Source organism: Paraburkholderia sp. BR10936 (assembly GCF_040965735.1).
Classification (GTDB): Bacteria; Pseudomonadota; Gammaproteobacteria; order Burkholderiales; family Burkholderiaceae; genus Paraburkholderia; species Paraburkholderia nodosa_A.
On sequence record NZ_JBFRCM010000007.1, the window covers coordinates 109,644 to 126,577 of the forward strand.

Annotated in this window: 18 protein-coding genes; 14 read left to right on the forward strand and 4 right to left on the reverse strand. The window is 65.8% G+C overall.

Going from position 1 to position 16,934, the window contains the following annotated elements; all coding sequences use genetic code 11:
* The first annotated feature begins 57 nt into the window (after positions 1-57).
* Positions 58-1,176 (forward strand): malate/lactate/ureidoglycolate dehydrogenase, encoded by a 1,119-nt coding sequence (locus tag AB4Y36_RS16935; RefSeq protein ID WP_368683628.1) that lies wholly within the window; start codon positions 58-60, stop codon positions 1,174-1,176.
* A 23-nt stretch (positions 1,177-1,199) separates the two neighbouring features.
* Here AB4Y36_RS16935 and AB4Y36_RS16940 read toward each other — a convergent pair whose 3' ends face one another.
* The gene (locus tag AB4Y36_RS16940; protein WP_368683629.1) at positions 1,200-1,613 is read right to left on the reverse strand and encodes a hypothetical protein; all 414 of its coding nucleotides are present in this window, start codon (positions 1,611-1,613) and stop codon (positions 1,200-1,202) included.
* Between the two features lie 110 nt (positions 1,614-1,723).
* On the opposite strand from AB4Y36_RS16940, the gene AB4Y36_RS16945 reads away from it, so the two are divergent.
* From AB4Y36_RS16945 to AB4Y36_RS16980, 8 genes are all read left to right on the forward strand, one after another.
* Positions 1,724-2,650 (forward strand): LysR family transcriptional regulator, encoded by a 927-nt coding sequence (locus tag AB4Y36_RS16945; protein WP_342949435.1) that lies wholly within the window; start codon positions 1,724-1,726, stop codon positions 2,648-2,650.
* A gap of 146 nt (positions 2,651-2,796) precedes the next feature.
* Positions 2,797-4,077 carry an MFS transporter gene (locus AB4Y36_RS16950; RefSeq protein WP_342949436.1) on the forward strand — a complete coding sequence of 427 codons (1,281 nt, stop codon included), beginning with the start codon at positions 2,797-2,799 and terminating at the stop codon, positions 4,075-4,077.
* 29 nt (positions 4,078-4,106) lie between these two features.
* Positions 4,107-5,207 carry an NAD(P)H-dependent flavin oxidoreductase gene (locus tag AB4Y36_RS16955; RefSeq protein WP_368683630.1) on the forward strand — a complete coding sequence of 367 codons (1,101 nt, stop codon included), beginning with the start codon at positions 4,107-4,109 and terminating at the stop codon, positions 5,205-5,207.
* Between the two features lie 215 nt (positions 5,208-5,422).
* Complete coding sequence (locus tag AB4Y36_RS16960; RefSeq protein ID WP_368683631.1) at positions 5,423-6,379, forward strand: LysR substrate-binding domain-containing protein; 957 nt, start codon at positions 5,423-5,425, stop codon at positions 6,377-6,379.
* Positions 6,380-6,510: 131 nt separating this feature from the next.
* On the forward strand, positions 6,511-7,650 hold the full coding sequence (locus AB4Y36_RS16965) for a hypothetical protein (protein WP_368683632.1): 1,140 nt from the start codon (positions 6,511-6,513) through the stop codon (positions 7,648-7,650).
* A 218-nt stretch (positions 7,651-7,868) separates the two neighbouring features.
* Positions 7,869-8,939, forward strand: coding sequence for an MBL fold metallo-hydrolase (locus AB4Y36_RS16970; protein ID WP_368683633.1), 1,071 nt, complete (start codon positions 7,869-7,871; stop codon positions 8,937-8,939).
* 22 nt (positions 8,940-8,961) lie between these two features.
* Positions 8,962-9,225, forward strand: coding sequence for a hypothetical protein (locus AB4Y36_RS16975; protein ID WP_069266959.1), 264 nt, complete (start codon positions 8,962-8,964; stop codon positions 9,223-9,225).
* 120 nt (positions 9,226-9,345) lie between these two features.
* Positions 9,346-10,212 (forward strand): AraC family transcriptional regulator, encoded by an 867-nt coding sequence (locus tag AB4Y36_RS16980; protein ID WP_342949440.1) that lies wholly within the window; start codon positions 9,346-9,348, stop codon positions 10,210-10,212.
* 81 nt (positions 10,213-10,293) lie between these two features.
* Here the strand turns inward: AB4Y36_RS16980 and AB4Y36_RS16985 are convergent, their stop codons facing one another.
* Positions 10,294-11,046: a hypothetical protein gene (locus AB4Y36_RS16985; RefSeq protein ID WP_368683634.1), complete on the reverse strand. Its 753-nt coding sequence runs from the start codon at positions 11,044-11,046 to the stop codon at positions 10,294-10,296.
* 86 nt (positions 11,047-11,132) lie between these two features.
* A complete protein-coding gene (locus tag AB4Y36_RS16990) occupies positions 11,133-11,285 on the reverse strand; it encodes a hypothetical protein (RefSeq protein WP_342949442.1) in 153 nt (50 codons plus the stop codon).
* Positions 11,286-11,347: 62 nt separating this feature from the next.
* Here AB4Y36_RS16990 and AB4Y36_RS16995 point away from each other — a divergent pair, with 62 nt between their 5' ends.
* From AB4Y36_RS16995 to AB4Y36_RS17015, 5 genes are all read left to right on the forward strand, one after another.
* Positions 11,348-11,476, forward strand: a complete 129-nt coding sequence (locus AB4Y36_RS16995) for a hypothetical protein (protein ID WP_342949443.1) — start codon at positions 11,348-11,350, stop codon at positions 11,474-11,476.
* A gap of 364 nt (positions 11,477-11,840) precedes the next feature.
* On the forward strand, positions 11,841-12,860 hold the full coding sequence (locus AB4Y36_RS17000; protein ID WP_069266956.1) for an ABC transporter substrate-binding protein: 1,020 nt from the start codon (positions 11,841-11,843) through the stop codon (positions 12,858-12,860).
* 64 nt (positions 12,861-12,924) lie between these two features.
* Entirely contained in the window at positions 12,925-14,301 is a 1,377-nt protein-coding gene (locus AB4Y36_RS17005) for a sensor histidine kinase (protein WP_342949445.1), read from the forward strand.
* 17 nt (positions 14,302-14,318) lie between these two features.
* Positions 14,319-14,999 (forward strand): response regulator, encoded by a 681-nt coding sequence (locus AB4Y36_RS17010; RefSeq protein WP_069266954.1) that lies wholly within the window; start codon positions 14,319-14,321, stop codon positions 14,997-14,999.
* 183 nt (positions 15,000-15,182) lie between these two features.
* On the forward strand, positions 15,183-16,322 hold the full coding sequence (locus AB4Y36_RS17015; RefSeq protein ID WP_256094921.1) for a porin: 1,140 nt from the start codon (positions 15,183-15,185) through the stop codon (positions 16,320-16,322).
* Positions 16,323-16,401: 79 nt separating this feature from the next.
* Here the strand turns inward: AB4Y36_RS17015 and AB4Y36_RS17020 are convergent, their stop codons facing one another.
* Positions 16,402-16,701, reverse strand: a complete 300-nt coding sequence (locus AB4Y36_RS17020; RefSeq protein ID WP_342949446.1) for a hypothetical protein — start codon at positions 16,699-16,701, stop codon at positions 16,402-16,404.
* Between the last annotated feature and the right edge of the window lie 233 nt (positions 16,702-16,934).

The following is a 16,934-nucleotide window of genomic DNA, read 5'->3' on the forward strand; positions in this document are numbered from 1 at the left end:
GCACGTAACCACGAAGGCGCGGCCTCTTACTCCGCTGCCATACACAGGGTCACGTACATGTCGAATGCCGCTGCTGCAAAAGGTTCAGAAGTCGTTTTCGAGGCTCGTGCGCTGCACGCCTTCGTCGTCGCCATCTGGCGCGCGGCCGGCAGCGAGGCGCGCGAGGCGACGCTGGTTGCCGATCATCTCGTCGAAGCCAATCTCGCCGGGCACGACTCGCACGGCGTGGGCATGATTCCGCGCTATATGCTGTCGTGCCGCGAAGGCGAGCTCAAACTGAACGCGCACGCGCAGGTCGCGCGCGACGCGGGCGCGGTGCTCACGATCGAAGGCGGGCGCGGTTTCGGGCAAGTCACGGCGTTCGAGGCGATGGAACACGGCATCGAGCGCGCGAAATCGCTCGGCGTGTGTGCACTCGGCCTGCGCAACGCGCATCACATCGGACGTATCGGGCACTGGGCGGAGCAATGCGCGCGCGCCGGGCTCGTGTCGTTCCACTTCGTCAACGTCGCGGGCGATCCGCTCGTCGCGCCGTTCGGCGGCATCGACCGGCGCTTCGGCACCAATCCGTTTTGCGCGGCGTTTCCGCTCGAGGGGCGCTCGCCGCTGGTGCTCGACTTCGCCACGAGCGCGATTGCCGCGGGGAAAGTGCGCGTGGCCTACAACAAGGGCGTGGATGTGCCAGCCGACGCCCTGATCGACAGCGATGGCCGCCCCACGCGCGATCCGGGCGCGCTGTTCAGCGATACGCAGCACGGTGCGCTGCGCGCTTTCGGCGGCGCGGTGGCGGGCCATAAGGGTTCGGGGCTCGCCGCGATGTGCGAAATTCTGGCGGGCGCGCTCTCGGGCGGCTTCACCACGCGCGAGCAAACCATCGTCTCCACGCACGCGATCGTCAATTGCATGACGTCGGTGATCGTCGATCCGGCGGCGTTCGACGCGCCCTCGCGCGAGCACGAAGCGCTCGCGTTCGTGGAATGGCTGAAGGCCACGCGGCGCGCAGCGGGTGTCGACGAGATCCTGCTGCCCGGCGAGCGCGAGGACGCGACGCGGCGGCAGCGCGAAGCGCAGGGCATTCCCGTGGATGCGACGAGCTGGTCGCAGATCGTCGATGCCGCGCGCATGGCGGGCGTGACTGAGGCGGAAATCGCGGCGTGCGAGCGCAGCGCGCGTTAACTGCCAGGCTAACTACGTTCCGCTCACTCGTCGCACCTCACCTCGTTTTTGGGCGCGACGATGATCACCGGGTAGGTGCCGCGATCGAGTTCGACGCGCACGACGATGGCGGTGGTGGCGGGGTCGCTATCGTCGTACACGCTCACCTTCTCGTTCTTCAATAGCGTGACGCCGGTGCAGCCGGACGCGTGGCTGTCGTCGTCGGCGATCTTGCATTGAATCTCGTTGTCCTTGAGGTAGCGAATGCGGTCGCGGTCGGGCGTGGCCAGATAGTCGCGCACGCTTTGCGCCGAGCCTGCCACGCCCGTCACATAACCGATCGCGCAGTCGCGCTTCGAATTCGGATCGCCCGACGACGTCTGGGCAAGGGCGGGCGTTGCGACCAGCGCCATGGCAGCGAAGGCAGCGAGGACCGGCGAGAGGGTAGGACACTTCATGAGTGATCGATTGCCGCAAAAGTGGAAGCGCCGATTTTAACGCCTGCGCGATATCCGCTAAGATCGACGCGGAATTCACAGAGCGAAGCGACCGCAAGCCAGAACGCGCAATGGACCGAATCGACGCCATGAAGGTTTTTGTCGCCACGCTCGACGAGGGAAGTCTCGCGGGCGCGGGCCGCCGGCTGGGCCGCTCGCCCGCCGCGGTGAGCCGGGCCATTGCGTTCCTCGAGGAGCACACCGGCACGGCGCTGCTGTACCGCACCACGCGCACGATCCGCCTGAGCGAGGCGGGCGAGCGCTATGCGCTGGCATGCCGGCGCATTCTCGCCGATCTCGAGGAAGCCGACCTGCTCGCCGCCGACGAACGCTCCGCGCCGCGCGGGCTGCTGGGCGTCACGGCGGCGGTGGCCGTGGGCGAAGAAGTGCTGCGCCCGATGATCGAGGCGTTCATCGACCGCAACCCCGAGGTGTCGATCCGTCTGCACCTGCTCGACCGGCCCGCGAGCCTCATCGACGAGGGCATCGACGTGGCGTTGCGCATTGCGCATCTGCAGGATTCGACGCTCGTCGCCATCCCGGTGGGCGAGGTGCGGCGCGTGGTGGTCGCCTCGCCCGACTATCTCGCCACGCATCCGGCCATCGAGACGCCCGCCGATCTCGCGAGCCACCCGATCATCTCGATGACGCATTTCGGGCTCGACTCGTGGAGCTTCCCGGCGGCGCGTCAGACCGCGCTGCCCCAGGTCGTGCAATTCTCGCCGCGCTTCATCGTGAATACCATACGCGCGGCGCGGGCTTCGGCCGTGGCGGGGCATGGCGTCACGCGGCTCTTTTCCTATCACGTGGCCGAAGAGGTCGAGGCGGGCCGGCTCCGGATCGTCCTGCGCGACAGCGAGCATGGGCCGCTGCCCGCGAATCTCGTCACGCCGCACGGGCGCCTCTCGGTGCCCAAGGTGCGCAGTTTCGTCGATTTCGCCGCGCCCCGGCTGCGCGCGTACTTCGAGGAGGCCCGGCGCATTACCGACGCCGATTGAGCAAGTCCTCACCATTCGTTCGCCTCACGGAAGAATGACTTACGTATCGCGGTGATTCTCTCGCTGCGCGATCTAACCTAGACTGGCTCCCATGCGGCGTTCGGGCTCGCGCTCTTCGTCGATCTCTTCTCTGCGTTGAGGGCCAAGTGAATACCACTGTTTCCTCGCCCGCGGCTACGCTGCGGCAGTCAAAGCCGCAACCGCGCGGCTATTCGGAGCGCAATGCGCAGTACTGGCGGCGCAATCTCGTCGTGTGCGTGATCGGCTCGTTCACGACGCTCGTGAGCCTCAGCATGCTGCTGCCATTCCTGCCGCTCTACGTTCGGCAGCTCGGCGTGAGCTCGCAGTCCGCCGTGATCCAGTGGTCGGGCGTGGCATTCGGCGCGACCTTCCTCGGCACGGCGCTCACCGCCCCGATCTGGGGCCGCCTTGCCGACCGCTATGGCCGCAAGCCCATGCTCGTGCGCGCGGCCATCGGCATGGCCGTGGTGATGTCGATGATCGGCGTGGCGCACAATGTGTACGAGCTCGTCGCGCTGCGTCTGATCGCCGGCCTCGTAGGTGGCTACGCGTCGGCTTCCACGGTGATGGTCGGCACCCAGGCGCCGCGCGAGCGCGCGGGCTGGGCGCTCGGCATTCTTTCCACGGGCGCGCTCGCGGGCAATCTCGTCGGGCCGCTGGTGGGCGGCGTGCTGCCCGGCTGGATCGGCATTCGCGGTACCTTTTTCGCCGGCGGCGCGATGATCGCCGTGGCGGCGCTCCTGACCATCTTCGTCGTGAAGGAAGAGTTTCATCCAGAAAGCGACGCGAAACCGCACGCAAGCAACGCGGCGGCCGGTTCGGGCAGCGGTGCGCGCCGCCCCGACTATGCGGTGGTGGCCGCGCTGCTCGTGACCGCGATGATGGTGCTGCTCGCCAACATGTCGATCGAGCCCGTCATCACGGTGTATATCGGCAGTCTGGGCGTGGGCGCGGCGCATCTCGCGCGCGTGGCGGGCGTGGTCATGGCATGCTCGGCGCTTGGCAGCATGCTCACGGCGGCGCGCCTCGGCGCACTGGCCGACCGCTTCGGGAGCTGGCGCGTGATCGTCGCCTGCCTCGTGCTCACCGGGCTCGCGATGGTGCCGCAAGCGTTCGTCACACACTGGTGGCAGCTCGCGGGCCTGCGCGTGGTGATGGGCATGACGCTCGCGGGGCTCTTGCCTTCCATCGGCAAGCTCGCGCGGCAGTCGGTAGACGAAAGCAAAACCGGCCGCATGCTCGGCTATTTGCAGTCGGCGCAATTCAGCGGCCAGGTGGTGGGGCCGGTGATCGGCGGCGTGGTCGGCGTTCACTTCGGTCTGCACGCCGTGTTCTTCGCGACCGGCGCGCTGCTGGTCGCATGCGGCGGACTCGCGCACTGGGCGCAGCGCCGCGCTCACGCTTGAAACGGGAACGGATCCGGAGGGAACGCAACATGGGCACTCAAGTGGACCAGCGGGCGTTGCTGCGCTCGCTCGGCATTCAGAAGCCGATCATCCAGGCGCCCATGGCGGGCACTACCACGCCGGCGCTGGCCGCCGCCGTGTCGAATGCGGGCGCGCTCGGTTCGCTGGGCGTGGCCGCGATGAACGCGGAGAACGCGCGTCGCGCGATCCACCAGACGCGCGAGCTGACGGCGAAGCCGTTCAACGTCAACGTGTTCTGCCATCGCCCGGCCACGCCCGACGCGGCCGTGGAGCGCGCGTGGCTCGACTGGCTCGCGCCGGTGTTCGAGCAATACGGCGCGAAGCCGCCTGCCTCGCTCTCGGAGATCTACATGAGCTTCGTCGTCGACAAGGCCATGCAGTCCATGCTGCTCGAAGAGAAGCCGGCCGTGGTGAGCTTCCATTTCGGCCTGCCGCCCGATGCGGTGATCGCCGAGCTCAAGCACGCGGGCGTCCGGTTGTTTGCGAGCGCAACGAGTCTCGACGAAGCGGCCGCAGCGGTGGAGGCGGGCGTGGATGCGATCGTCGCGCAGGGTGTGGAGGCGGGCGGCCATCGCGGCGTGTTCGATCAGAACGCCCGCGACGACGGCCTCGGCACGTTCGCGCTCACGCGCCTGCTGGTGAGCGAATTCGACGTGCCCGTGATTGCGGCGGGCGGCATCATGGACGGCGCGGGCATCGCGGCCGCGCTCGCGCTGGGCGCGCAGGCGGCGCAACTGGGCACGGCGTTCGTGGCCTGCCCGGAGAGCGCGGCCGACGAAGGCTATCGCGCCGCCTTGCTCGGCGACCCCGCACGCCATACGACGTTCACCTCGGCAATCTCGGGGCGGCTTGCGCGCAGCATCGTCAATCGCTTCACCGCGCTTGGCGAGGACCCGAAGGCGCCGCGCGTTCCGTCTTATCCGATCACGTACGACGCGGGCAAGGCGCTGATCGCGGCTGCGAAGGCCAGGGGTGAATTCGGCTACGGCGCGCAGTGGGCGGGCCAGGCCGCGCCGCTCGCGCGCGCGTTGCCGGCGGCGGAGCTGGTGGCGCAACTGGAGCGCGAGACGCGCGAGAGCATCGCACGGCTGCAGTCGGTATGGGCTTGAGCGGCATTTGATCGACGCAAACGGGAACATCGGCACGCGCGATGGATGCGCGTGCCGATGTTCCTTTAGGCGGCGGCAAAGACGGCTTCAGGCAGGCAGAGGTTCGACGGACACCATGTTCTCCTCGAGTGGCGATGCGTATTCGCCTCATGTTGGACGCATCAGAATAGAACTAAAGCATCTGGCGCGAGCTGGAGCCATCAGGAGAAAAGGGCATGCAACGCAAATTCGACGATCTGCTGCTGGGCAGCATCGAACTGTTCTGCCAGGCGGCGGAGCTGGGCAGCTTCACGCTGGCGGCCAATGCGGCGAGCGTCACGCCCGCCGCGGTGAGCCGGTCCGTGGCGCGGCTCGAAGAGCGGCTCGGCGTGCGCCTGTTCGTGCGCACGACGCGCCAGATTCGCCTGACCGATGCGGGGCGGCGCTACTTCGAGCAGTGCCGCCAGGCGCTCTCGCAACTCGTGGACGCGGAGCGCGAAGTCACGGGCGAACAGACCACGCCGGCTGGCGTGCTGCGCATCAGCATGCCCACGCCCTACGGGCACTATCGCGTGCTGCCGCTCTTGCCGGCGTTTCGCGAGCGCTATCCGGAGGTGCTGGTCGACACGCATCTGAGCAACCGCAACATCGACTTCGCCGACGAAGGCTTCGACCTGGCGATCCGCGGGCGCGCGCCCGCCGATTCCAACCTGGTGGCGCGCAAGCTCGAAGACGCGGAGATGGTGGTGGTGGCCACGCCCGCCTATCTGAAGCGCGCGGGCGTGCCGAAGACCGTGGCGGATCTGCAGTCGCACGAATGCATACAGTTCGAACTGCCAAGTAGTGGGCGCCATCTTGCCTGGACGTTCGACGGCAATGCCAATGAAGATGGCGACGTGATCACGAGCGGAAGTTACGGAACGTCGGGCGACGCGCTCGCCGGCGTAACGCTCGCGCGCGCGGGAGCGGGGCTGTTCCAGACGTATCGCTTCGTCGTCGCCGACGACCTGCGCGAAGGCCGGCTCGTGGAAGTGCTGCGAGAGGAGGGAGGGCGTACCCGGCCGTTCATCCTGCTGTATCCGCACGCACGTTATTTGACGTCGCGGGTGCGGGCGTTCGTGGATTTTCTGGTGGAGCAGCTTTCGGCGCCTGCGGTTTCGCCAAAAGCGAAAATCGGAATGGCAAAGCGTTGAAGCGCGACTAGCGGAATAGCCTCGCCGCTGGATCGTTTACGCAAAACGCGGGGCGCGCGAAGCATGGTGCGTTCACTGGCCGCGCGAGTCGTCTTGGCGTCCGGACCGTCCCCGCGAGAAGGAGGTGTCAGATGAAAGTTTCCCGCTCGTTGTCTGCATGTCGTTCATACTTCGGCCGGAACCGGGCGGCGTTCGTGCCGCGACTGCGTCATCTCGCATTGGGCGCCGGGCTCTTCGCCCTGACGCTTGGGACCGTGCGCGCCGACGGCCTGCAGGCGATCCTGCCGCCGGCCTTTGCGACTTCATCGACCGTGCCGTCCAATGGCGACGTCAATCCGTACGGCATCGCATTCGTACCGTTCGGCGTGCCCTCATGGAGTACGCTCAAGCCCGGTGACGTGGTGGTGTCCAACTTCAACGCGAAATCGAATCTGCAAGGCACCGGCACGACGATCGTGAAGCTCGTTCCGAATAGCCCGCCAGTGACCTTCTTCCAGGGCGCCAACCTTGGTCTCACGACGGCGCTCGCCGTGCTGCGAAGCGGCTTCGTACTGGTGGGCAACGTGCCGACCACGAACGGCAAGGACGTCATCGCGCCGGGCTCGCTTCTCGTCATCAATCCGCAGGGCCGGCTCGTCAAGGAACTGAAAGATGCGCGGCTGCTCGACGGCCCCTGGGACCTCACCGTGCTCGACGGCGGCCAAATCGTGAAGGTCTTCGTCTCGGACGTGCTCGACGGCACCGTCGCCCGGATAGACCTTGCGATCGGCGAGGACGGCGTGAAGGAGTTGCCCTCCTCGACCATCGTCGCTTCGGGCTACATGCATCGCACCGATCCGGCTGCGCTGGTCGTCGGCCCGACGGGCCTCGCCTATGATGGCCAGCACGACGTGCTCTACGTCGCCTCGACAGGCGACAACGCGGTGTTCGCCATCTACGGCGCGGCGGGTGCGAATCATAGCGGCGGAGTGGGGCGGCTGATCTATCAGGACAATACCCACCTGCACGGACCGCTTGCCCTTGCGCTCGCGCCCAACGGGCATCTCGTCACGGCCAATGGCGACGCCGTGAACGCCGACGTGCAACAGCCCAGCGAGATCGTCGAATTCACCGTGGAAGGCCAGTTCGTCGCGCAGATGTCGGTCGATCCCACGACGGGTTCCGCGTTCGGGCTCGCATTTGGCATGGACAGCCAGCACCACTCGCAGTTCGCCGCCGTCGACGACACTACCAACGCGGCAACGGTCTGGACGTTGCGCACGGGTAACTGATCGCCAACAATGCACGTCACTGCCCACGGCTCGCCCCGCAGCACAGGGGTGAGCCGGGCAATGGCAATCGATGAGCCGCATCGCGGCGAGCGACCTTGCGGCTCTTTGGTTCTCTGCCGAACAAACGCGGGTAGATCGCGCACGTGGAGCCGCCGGGCCGATACCGGATGCGGCATACTGGAAAGCGAACCACGCGTTTGTTTTCGCAGAGAGCCGCGATGATCTTTCGCCAGCTTTTCGACCCCGTATCGTCTACCTATACCTACCTGCTCGGCGACCCCGAAAGCGGCGAGGCGCTCCTGATCGACCCGGTCTACGAGCAGGTGCCGCGCGACCTCGCGCTGCTGCGGGAGCTGGGCTTGCGCCTGCAGGCGACGCTCGATACCCATGTGCACGCCGATCATGTCACGGGCGCGTGGCGTTTGCGCGAGCGCAGCGGGAGCCAGATCGCGCTCGCCGACGCGGTGGGCGCCGAGGGCGTGAACCGTCCGCTGCGGCACGGCGATCGCATCGCCTTCGGCAAACGGTATCTGGAAGTGCGGGCCACGCCTGGTCACACCAGCGGCTGTCTGACCTACGTCCTCGACGACGCGAGCATGGCCTTTACCGGCGACAGCCTGCTGATACGCGGCTGCGGCCGCACCGATTTTCAGGGCGGGAGCGCGGAGCAGCTGTTCACTTCCGTGCGCGAGCAGATTCTCACGCTGCCCGACGACTGCCTGCTCTACCCGGCGCACGACTATCGCGGCATCACGGTCACGAGCGTGGCGGAGGAGAGGCGCTTCAATCCGCGCCTGGGCGGCGACGTCGATCTCGGCGACTTCGCGGGCTACATGCACAACCTGAATTTGCCGCACCCCAAGCAGATGGCCGTCGCGGTGCCCGCCAACCTGCGCTGCGGCAAGCCGGAAGGCGACGCGCCGATCCAGGAAACGCCCGACTGGGCGCCGCTCACGCTGCGCTTCAGCGGCGTATGGGAAATCGAGCCCATGGCGCTGCTGGAGCAAGCGGCGGCGCTGCAGATCGTCGACGTGCGCGAGGCGCCCGAGTTCATCGACCATCTCGGCCATCTGCCCGATGCGAAACTCGTGCCGCTCTCGCAACTGATGTCGCGCATCGACGAGCTCGATCGCGATCGGCCGGTCGTGGCCGTGTGCCGCTCCGGCGTGCGCTCCGCGCAGGCAAGCGTATTGCTGACCAAGGCGGGCTTCGGCAAGGTGGCCAATCTCGCTGGCGGCATGTTGCGCTGGAAGGCCGAGGGATTGCCCGTCGCGCCGTGCAGTCCGTGATGACGCCCTGGAGGAGACGAACATGACAGCCCACGACTTCGCCGAGTTTTCCTGGGATGAGCAGGAAGACGTCAAGGCTGTGCTCGCGAGCCGGGGGCTCGACCTGGGCGAGTTCCGGATCTCGGACAACGAGAAAACCGCTGCCGGCGGTGAGCGCGCGGCGATTCGCCAGGTATCCGTCACACGGATCGCCAACGGCAAGACGGCCACCTACGACACCGATCACTTCGCCCCGTGGATCACGGATTTCGACGAAGCGCTGCAGGCCGGCGAGTTCGACGATTGAACCCGATGATCGAGAGCCGGCGCCGATCACGCCGACGAGGCCACGTTCTGTCATCCGCGCATGGCCGGCGTACACTCGTCCCCTTGGGAAAGGAATCGGGAACGAGGAGCCAGGCTTGCCATGACGAACGCCACGGTGACTGAGGGCCGGAACGATCACTGGCTCGTCGCGCGGCGCGATGCGCAGACGGGCATCGAGAGTCTGCGCGCGCATTTCAGCGGCCACGCTTACGATCCCCACGATCACGACGACATGCTGATCGGCTATACGGAGCAGGGGGTGCAGCGCTTTCAGTGTCACCGGTCGCTGCATACGAGCGTGCCGGGCCGCGCGATCCTGATCGAACCGGGCGCGCTGCACGACGGCCACGCGCCCGAACCGGGCGGCTTCACCTACGCGATGCTGTACCTGCCGCAGCCGTGGGTCGAGCGTGCGGCGCGCAGGCTGAACATCGCGGGCCTGGGCGGCGTGGCGGCCGCTTTCGGCCAGACGCTCGTTGACGACCCGCGCCTGACCGAGTCGATCCGCCGTGCGTTTCTTGCGCTATACGGCGAGGAAGGCCGGCTCGCGCGCGACGAGGCGCTCGACTGCTTGCTGGAGCGCCTGGGCGGCCATCTGCTCGATACGACCGCAGCGGCGCGCCCCGCTTCGCCCGCCCTTGCCCGTGTGCGCGACCTGCTGCACGAACACATGAGCGCGAACATCGGGCTCGACGAACTCGTCGATAGCTCGGGCATCGACCGGTTTCGTCTGACGCGCCTGTTCCAGCGCGAATTCGGCACGTCGCCCCATGCGTACCTGGTGCGCTTGCGCCTGCGCGCCGCGCGCAGGCTCCTGGCGGCGGGCCACACGCCGGCGCGGGTCGCGGCTGAAGTGGGTTTCGCCGACCAGAGCCATCTCGGCCGCTGGTTTCGCCGCGCGTACCGCATGACGCCGGCCGCCTACCGGCGCATGTGCGCGCGCATGGACGCGCACACGCCGGACTGAACGCATCCGGCAGGTCATGTCATATCGATTCCAGGCGCGATGACCGGCGCACACCATGACACCGCGGCGCTGCTCGGCACGCTATCGGCTCAACGCGGCCTGAGCCCGTTGCAGCCACTCGCCATTGTGCTCGCGGGCGTGACGCGGCCAGTGCTTCGCGTCGTGCACGATCTCGGCGTAAAGCTCGCGCGAGCGCTGGCGATCGGCGTCACCGGGCTGCTTTGCCAGCCAGTCGGCGAAGAGACAACGCGGAGCGGCGTCGCTCGCGCACGAGAGCGCGGCTTCGAACGCGGCGCGGGTGCCCGCTGCGCCATTCGCGGCGAGCGCCCGTGCATACAACAAGGAGGGATCCGGCTGCTGGCGGGCGACAGGCTGGAGGGCGAACAGCTTTTCCAGCGTCTCCTGCGTGGCTACGGTATTGCCATTGGCAAACTGCGCGCGTGCGAGACCTTCGAGCAACGCGGGATCGGATGCGAACGGCCCGGTGGCCGCCGCCTGGTAGTGCTGCAGCGCTTCGACGGCGTTGCCCGCGTCGAGCAGCGCAGCGCCCAGGCGCATACGGTGCGCGACGGTCGGCGCGCGGTCGAAATCGTTGCGCGCTTCGCGCACGGCGCGGTTGGGGTCGACCAGTTGCGAGATGGCCCGGCCTGTTGCCCTCGCCCCGCGCGACTGGCGCAGGCTCGGCAGATAAATGACGAAGAAGTAGACGAGGCTGCCAAGCCCGGGGAAAAGAAACAGGATCAGCAGCCAGTACATGTTCTGCTGGTTGCGGATCGCGTGCACTGCAAAAAGCAGCGCGATGATGACGTAAAGGCTGATTCCGAAAATGCGCATTGACGAGAGGGCCCGTTGTGTTGCGTGGTTGTGTTACGTGGTTGTGTTACGCGTCGCAGGCGTCGAAATGACTGGAAGCTGGCGGATCAATGGCGACGCCCAGGCAGTTTGCGCTGCAGCGACTCGAGCTTTTCAATGATACCCGCCGGCAGCTTGCGTTCGCGCGCGATCGCCATGCTATCGCGGCCTTGCGGGTCGGCAATGGACGGATCGGCTCCCGCTTCGATCAGATTCGTCATCGCGCCATACGGCAGCCCAAAGCGAATAACTGGCGTTGGCGCCTTGCTCGAGGAAGTTGAACATGATCGGACGGATTCTGGCGGCGGTATCGATGATCGGCGCTTTGACCGCTTTGGCGGGCTGCAACACGGTCGCCGGTTTCGGGCAGGACATCACAGATTCCGCCCGGGCCGTCCAGCGCGTTCTGTGACGACTCGCTGGTCGGCAGGCCAGGAAGTGAGCCCCGCGACGTGGTGCGCGTCATGAAGGGCGCACTGCCGCAATAACCCCGGCCGGTATTTCCCTTGGCAGAGACTCTCGAACCGGGTCTCTCAGCTTTGCACCAAATCGATCAGTAATCCTGTTTGAATCGACTGCGCCGCAGTCGTTATTCTGAATAAAAGCCATTTCTATTCAGAATAATTAAAAGCATAAATAACACCGTCGCTCATGGAAATCCCGTATAAATCCGCGTGACCCGCGAAAGCTTCGGGAAGGGTTTGAATCACTAGAATCCCCGAAACGATCGAAGTGGCGAGCATCGCGCCACCGGCCTATCCCGACGGAGACAATCAATGCAATTGAGTTTTGGCGCGCTGCGTCGAGTCGCACTCGCTGGTGGCCTGCTGTTTGCCATGGCGCTTCAAGGCGCGCATGCCGCCGACGATGCCGGCGAGAAGATCACCATCATGGTCGGCGGTATCACGAAGCTCATTTACCTGCCCGCGCGCCTCACCGAACAACTGGGCTATTTCCGCGACGAAGGGCTGAACGTCGAGTTGCTTTCGCAACCCGCGGGCGTGGATGCGGAGAACGAACTGCTCGCAGGCGCGGTGCAGGCCGTGGTCGGCTTCTACGATCACACTATCGACCTGCAGACCAAGGGTAAGGACGTCAAGGCGATCGTCGTGTTCGGCCAGGTGCCGGGCGAAGTGGAACTGGTGTCGTCGAAAGCGGCGGGCACGATCAAGTCGATGGCCGACGTCAAAGGCAAGACGCTCGGCGTGACGGGCCTTGGGTCCTCGACCAGTTTTCTCACGCAGTATCTGGCGAGCCAGCATGGCATCGCCTCCAGCGCCTACACCATGTTGCCGGTGGGCGCGGACGCGAGCTTCATCGCGGCCATCAAGCAGGGGCGCATCGACGCGGGCATGACGACCGAGCCGACCGTATCGGCGCTGCAAAAAGCCGGCGATGCAAAGGTGCTCGTCGATATGCGCACGGTCGAAGGCACGCGCGCCGCGCTCGGCGGCACCTATCCCGCCGCAAGCCTTTACGTGCAGGACGCATGGGCCCAGTCGCACAAGGCTCAGGCGGTGAAGCTCGCGCACGCGTTCGTGCGCACCATGCAATTCATTCACACGCACAGCGCCGAGGAAATCGCCGCGCAAATGCCGGCCGACTATCAAAAGGACAAGGCGCTTTATGTGAGCGCACTCAAGGCCTCGCTGCCGATGTACACCGCAGACGGCAAGATGCCCGCCGACGGTCCGGCGACCGTACTGAAGGTGCTCTCCAGTTTTAATCCCTCGGTGAAGGGCAAGCACGTGGATCTGTCCGGCACCTACACGAACGAATTCGTCAGCGCGAAATGAAGCAGGTCCGGAGCTGCCGTCCTGCGCTCGCCGTCTGGCGGTCCGGTATCTGAGAGAGCGCGACATGGTGCATAGCCTGCGTGGGCGGTTGCTGTTGTGGCTGCTGGTGCCGCTCGCCGCGTTTGTCGTTGTGACGAGCTGCGAGTCGTACGATGCCGCGCGGCAGACCGCGGATCTCGTGCAGGACCACTCGCTGCTGGATTCGGCGCGCACGATCATCGAAGACGTCGACTGGGACAACGGCTCCCTCAGAGCGACGATCCCGCCAGCGGCGTTGGAACTGTTCGAATCGCCGTGGCAGGATCATGTGTTCTACAAGGTGCTCGCCGGCAATGGCCGCTTGCTGGGCGGCGCGCCGGACTTGCCATTGCCGCGCGCGAACACCGCCGAGGTGCCTGTGTTCTACGACACCACGTATGCGGGATTGCCGATTCGCGCCGTGGCCTACGAGCGCATGCTCTACGACTCGGGCCGGGCCGAACGCGTCATGGTGATCGTCGGCAAGACGATCGCGTCGCGCGAGGCGATGATCAACGCCTTGTGGAGGCCGCAACTCGCACGCCAGTGGTTCATGCTGGCACTCGTCGCGCTGCTCGTGCCGCTCGGGCTTACGCTCGAGCTGCGGCCGCTCATGAAGCTCAAGGACGACGTCGCGGACCGCGAGCCCGTGCAACTGGAGCCGATCCGCCCGGATCATCTGCCATCGGAACTGAGGCCGATTGTCGAGGCGATCAACCAGTGCATCGCGCGGCTCAAGGTGCATGCCGCCATGCAGCGGCAGTTCATCGCCGACGCGGCGCACCAGCTGCGCACGCCGCTCACGCTGCTCACCACGCAAACGCAATTCGCGAGTCAGTGCGACGCGAACGATCCCGCGCTTTTCGACGCACTCAAAGGTGTGCGCCGCACCAGCCAGAAAATGGCGGAGTTGACGAATCAACTGCTCGTGCTCGCACAGGCGGAATCGATGACGCAATCGTCGCCGAGCCAGACGCGCGTCGATCTCACCGAGGTCGTGTCTTCCGTGCTCGAAGAGATGGTCCAGGCGGCGGAGCGGCGCGGCATCGATCTCGGCGCGGAACTCGACGACGACGTGCACGTGGCGGGCAACACTGGCCTGCTGGCCTCGCTCGTGTCCAACCTGATCGACAACGCCATCCGCTATACGCACAAGGGCGGCCGCGTGACGGCCGTGTGCCGCAGCGAAGGGGAGCAGGTCATGCTGCAGGTGGTGGACAACGGCCCCGGCATTCCAGCCGAGGCCCGTGCGCACGTGTTCGAGCGCTTCTATCGCGTCGCGGCGGATACCGACGGCACGGGGCTCGGTCTCGCCATCGTGCATCAGGTCGCGCGCTCGCACGGCGGCTCGGTGAGCGTTGCCGCGGGGGCCGAGCGGGTGGGTCTGGTCGCGACGGTGCGTTTGCCCGTCTGGCCCGGATGAGGAGGGTAAGAAGGACCATGAAGCTGCTGCTCGTAGAAGACAACGCCGAACTCGCGCACTGGATCGTCAACCTGCTGCGCGCCGAGAATTTCACGGTGGACTGCGTGGCCGATGGAGAAGCCGCGGACTCTGTGCTGCTCACGCAGAGCTATGACCTCGTGCTTCTCGACATGCGCCTGCCGCGACTGAGCGGCAAGGACGTGCTCAATCGTTTGCGGCGCAGGCGCAACAACGTGCCCGTGCTCATGCTGACCGCGCATGGCTCGATAGACGACAAGGTGGCGTGTTTCGGCGCGGGCGCCGACGACTACGTGGTCAAGCCGTTCGACAGCCGCGAACTGGTTGCGCGCATCAAGGCGCTGATACGGCGGCAGACTGGCGAGAAGTCGGGCTGGCTGACCTGCGGCGACCTGCAGTACGTTTGCGACACGCGCGAGTTTCGCCACAAGGATGCACCGCTCACCCTGCGCCGGCGCGAGCACTCCATCCTCGAAGCACTCATGCTGCGCCAGGGCAAGGCTGTGCCGAAGCAGGCGCTGCTGGATCGCATCTGCAGCCTGAGCGACGAACCGAGCGTGGACGCGATCGACATCTACATCCATCGCCTGCGCAAGCATCTGGCGGAATCGAGCGTGCAGATCACCACGCTGCGCGGCCTCGGCTACATCCTTCGCGTGAAAGAGGCGGTGGCGGCCTGAGCAGGCCGGCTTTATTTACGGTATTAGTGGATCTACTTAGGAATACCCATCGTTCGTGAAAGAATCGCGAAGGATTCACCTCTCTACTATTCGTCTCACCCGCTGATTCACACGGCTCGCCGAAACCGGCGAGTGATGGCAGCGGGTCCATGAAAACTTCCAACGAAGCAACCCCTGGAGACGATCTTGAAGAGAAAACAACTTGCTGTCGCTGCCGTAGGCGCGACCTTCGGCGCACTCGCAGCGAGCGGCGCACACGCGCAATCGAGCGTTCAACTCTACGGCCTCATCGACCTGAGCGTCCCCACCTATCAATCGCACGCGGACGCCAACGGCAACCACGTGATCGGCATGGGCATTGCCGGCGAACCGTGGTTCAGCGGCAGCCGCTGGGGCTTGAAGGGCGCCGAAGACATCGGCGGCGGCACGAAGGTGATCTTCCGGCTCGAAAGCGAATACCGCGCGAGCGATGGCCAGATGGAAGACCCGGGCCAGATCTTCGACCGTGACGCCTGGGTCGGCGTGGAAGACGAGCGCTTCGGCAAGCTCACGGCGGGCTTCCAGAACACCATCGCGCGTGACGCCGCGGCCATCTACGGCGACCCGTACGGCAACGCGAAGCTCACGACGGAAGAGGGCGGCTGGACCAACGCGAACAACTTCAAGCAGATGATTTTCTACGCGGCGAGCGCAACGGGCACCCGTTACGAAAACGGCCTCGCGTGGAAGAAGGTCTTCGATAACGGTATTTACGCGGCAGCGGGCTACGCTTTCGGCAATTCGACGAGCTTCGGCAATAACGCGAACTATCAGTTCGCACTCGGCTACAACGCCCCGACGTGGACGGCCTCGACCTTCTATAACCACGTGAACCGCGACGGCAACACGAACCAGGCGTTCTCGGTTGGCGGCAACTACACGATCGGCATCGTGCGCGCCAATGCGGGCTACTTCCGCTACTGGGGCAATCAGGGGGCGCTCGGCCAGCGTCAGGACAATGCGTGGACGGTCTCGTTCAAGCTCGTGCCGAAGGGCGCGCTCGACTACGAACTCGGCTACCAGCAAATGCGCACGCACAACGCCGCGTATAACGTCGATGGCAATATTCCGAACGCCAACATCGGCGCATTCGATCCCACGAGCGGGCTGCACAACGGCTTCAAGGAAACGCTCTACGGCTCGATCTTCTATCACCTGTCCAAGCGCACCGAAGTGTATCTGGCAGGCGACTACATGAAGCTGCACGGCGGCTACACGGTGGGCACGACCTTCGGTGCGACCAACCAGGTCGAAGTGACGACGGGCGTGCGCACGCGCTTCTGATCGGTCTTCTCACTCAACTTCGTAGCACGCGGGGCTCGATTCGTCAGGCGAATCGAGCCCCGCGGTGCTTTCTGCGGCATCAACCCGCGTCCACGCAGGCAACGCTCGGCGCCGTATAGGCCGAGGGATAAGGCGATGCCGGTCCGCTCACGAGCCTCAAAGGCTGCGTGGCGAGGACATCGGCTTCCACCTGCTCGCGACGCGAGAGCGCGGCCGCTTCGCCGGCAGGCTGTGATGCGTTCACGCTGCAAAGCAGATTCCTTCCGCTCGATAACTGCACAGGCGTCTGGTAGGCCGAACCCGGCGGCGCGGCCAGCGCGCCGGCACTCCATAGCGCCGCGGCGCAAACGACGGCGCATCCTGGCAAGACGATCTTCATGGCTCACTCCTCACATTGCGGTGATCCATCTTCTGCCAACGATCGGCGCCGTTCCAGAGCGAATTCTGAAACTCACTCTTGCCATACACTCAACGGTCGGGTCGAGGCAGGCCGAGATTTCGGCCTCCGGCTCGAGCCGATTCTGAAATCTCGGATCGATGGCGGATTCGAGCCGAGTGGCGTTCCGGAAAATGGCAAAGAAATCAATGTGTTGCGGATTGTTCCAGACGTCG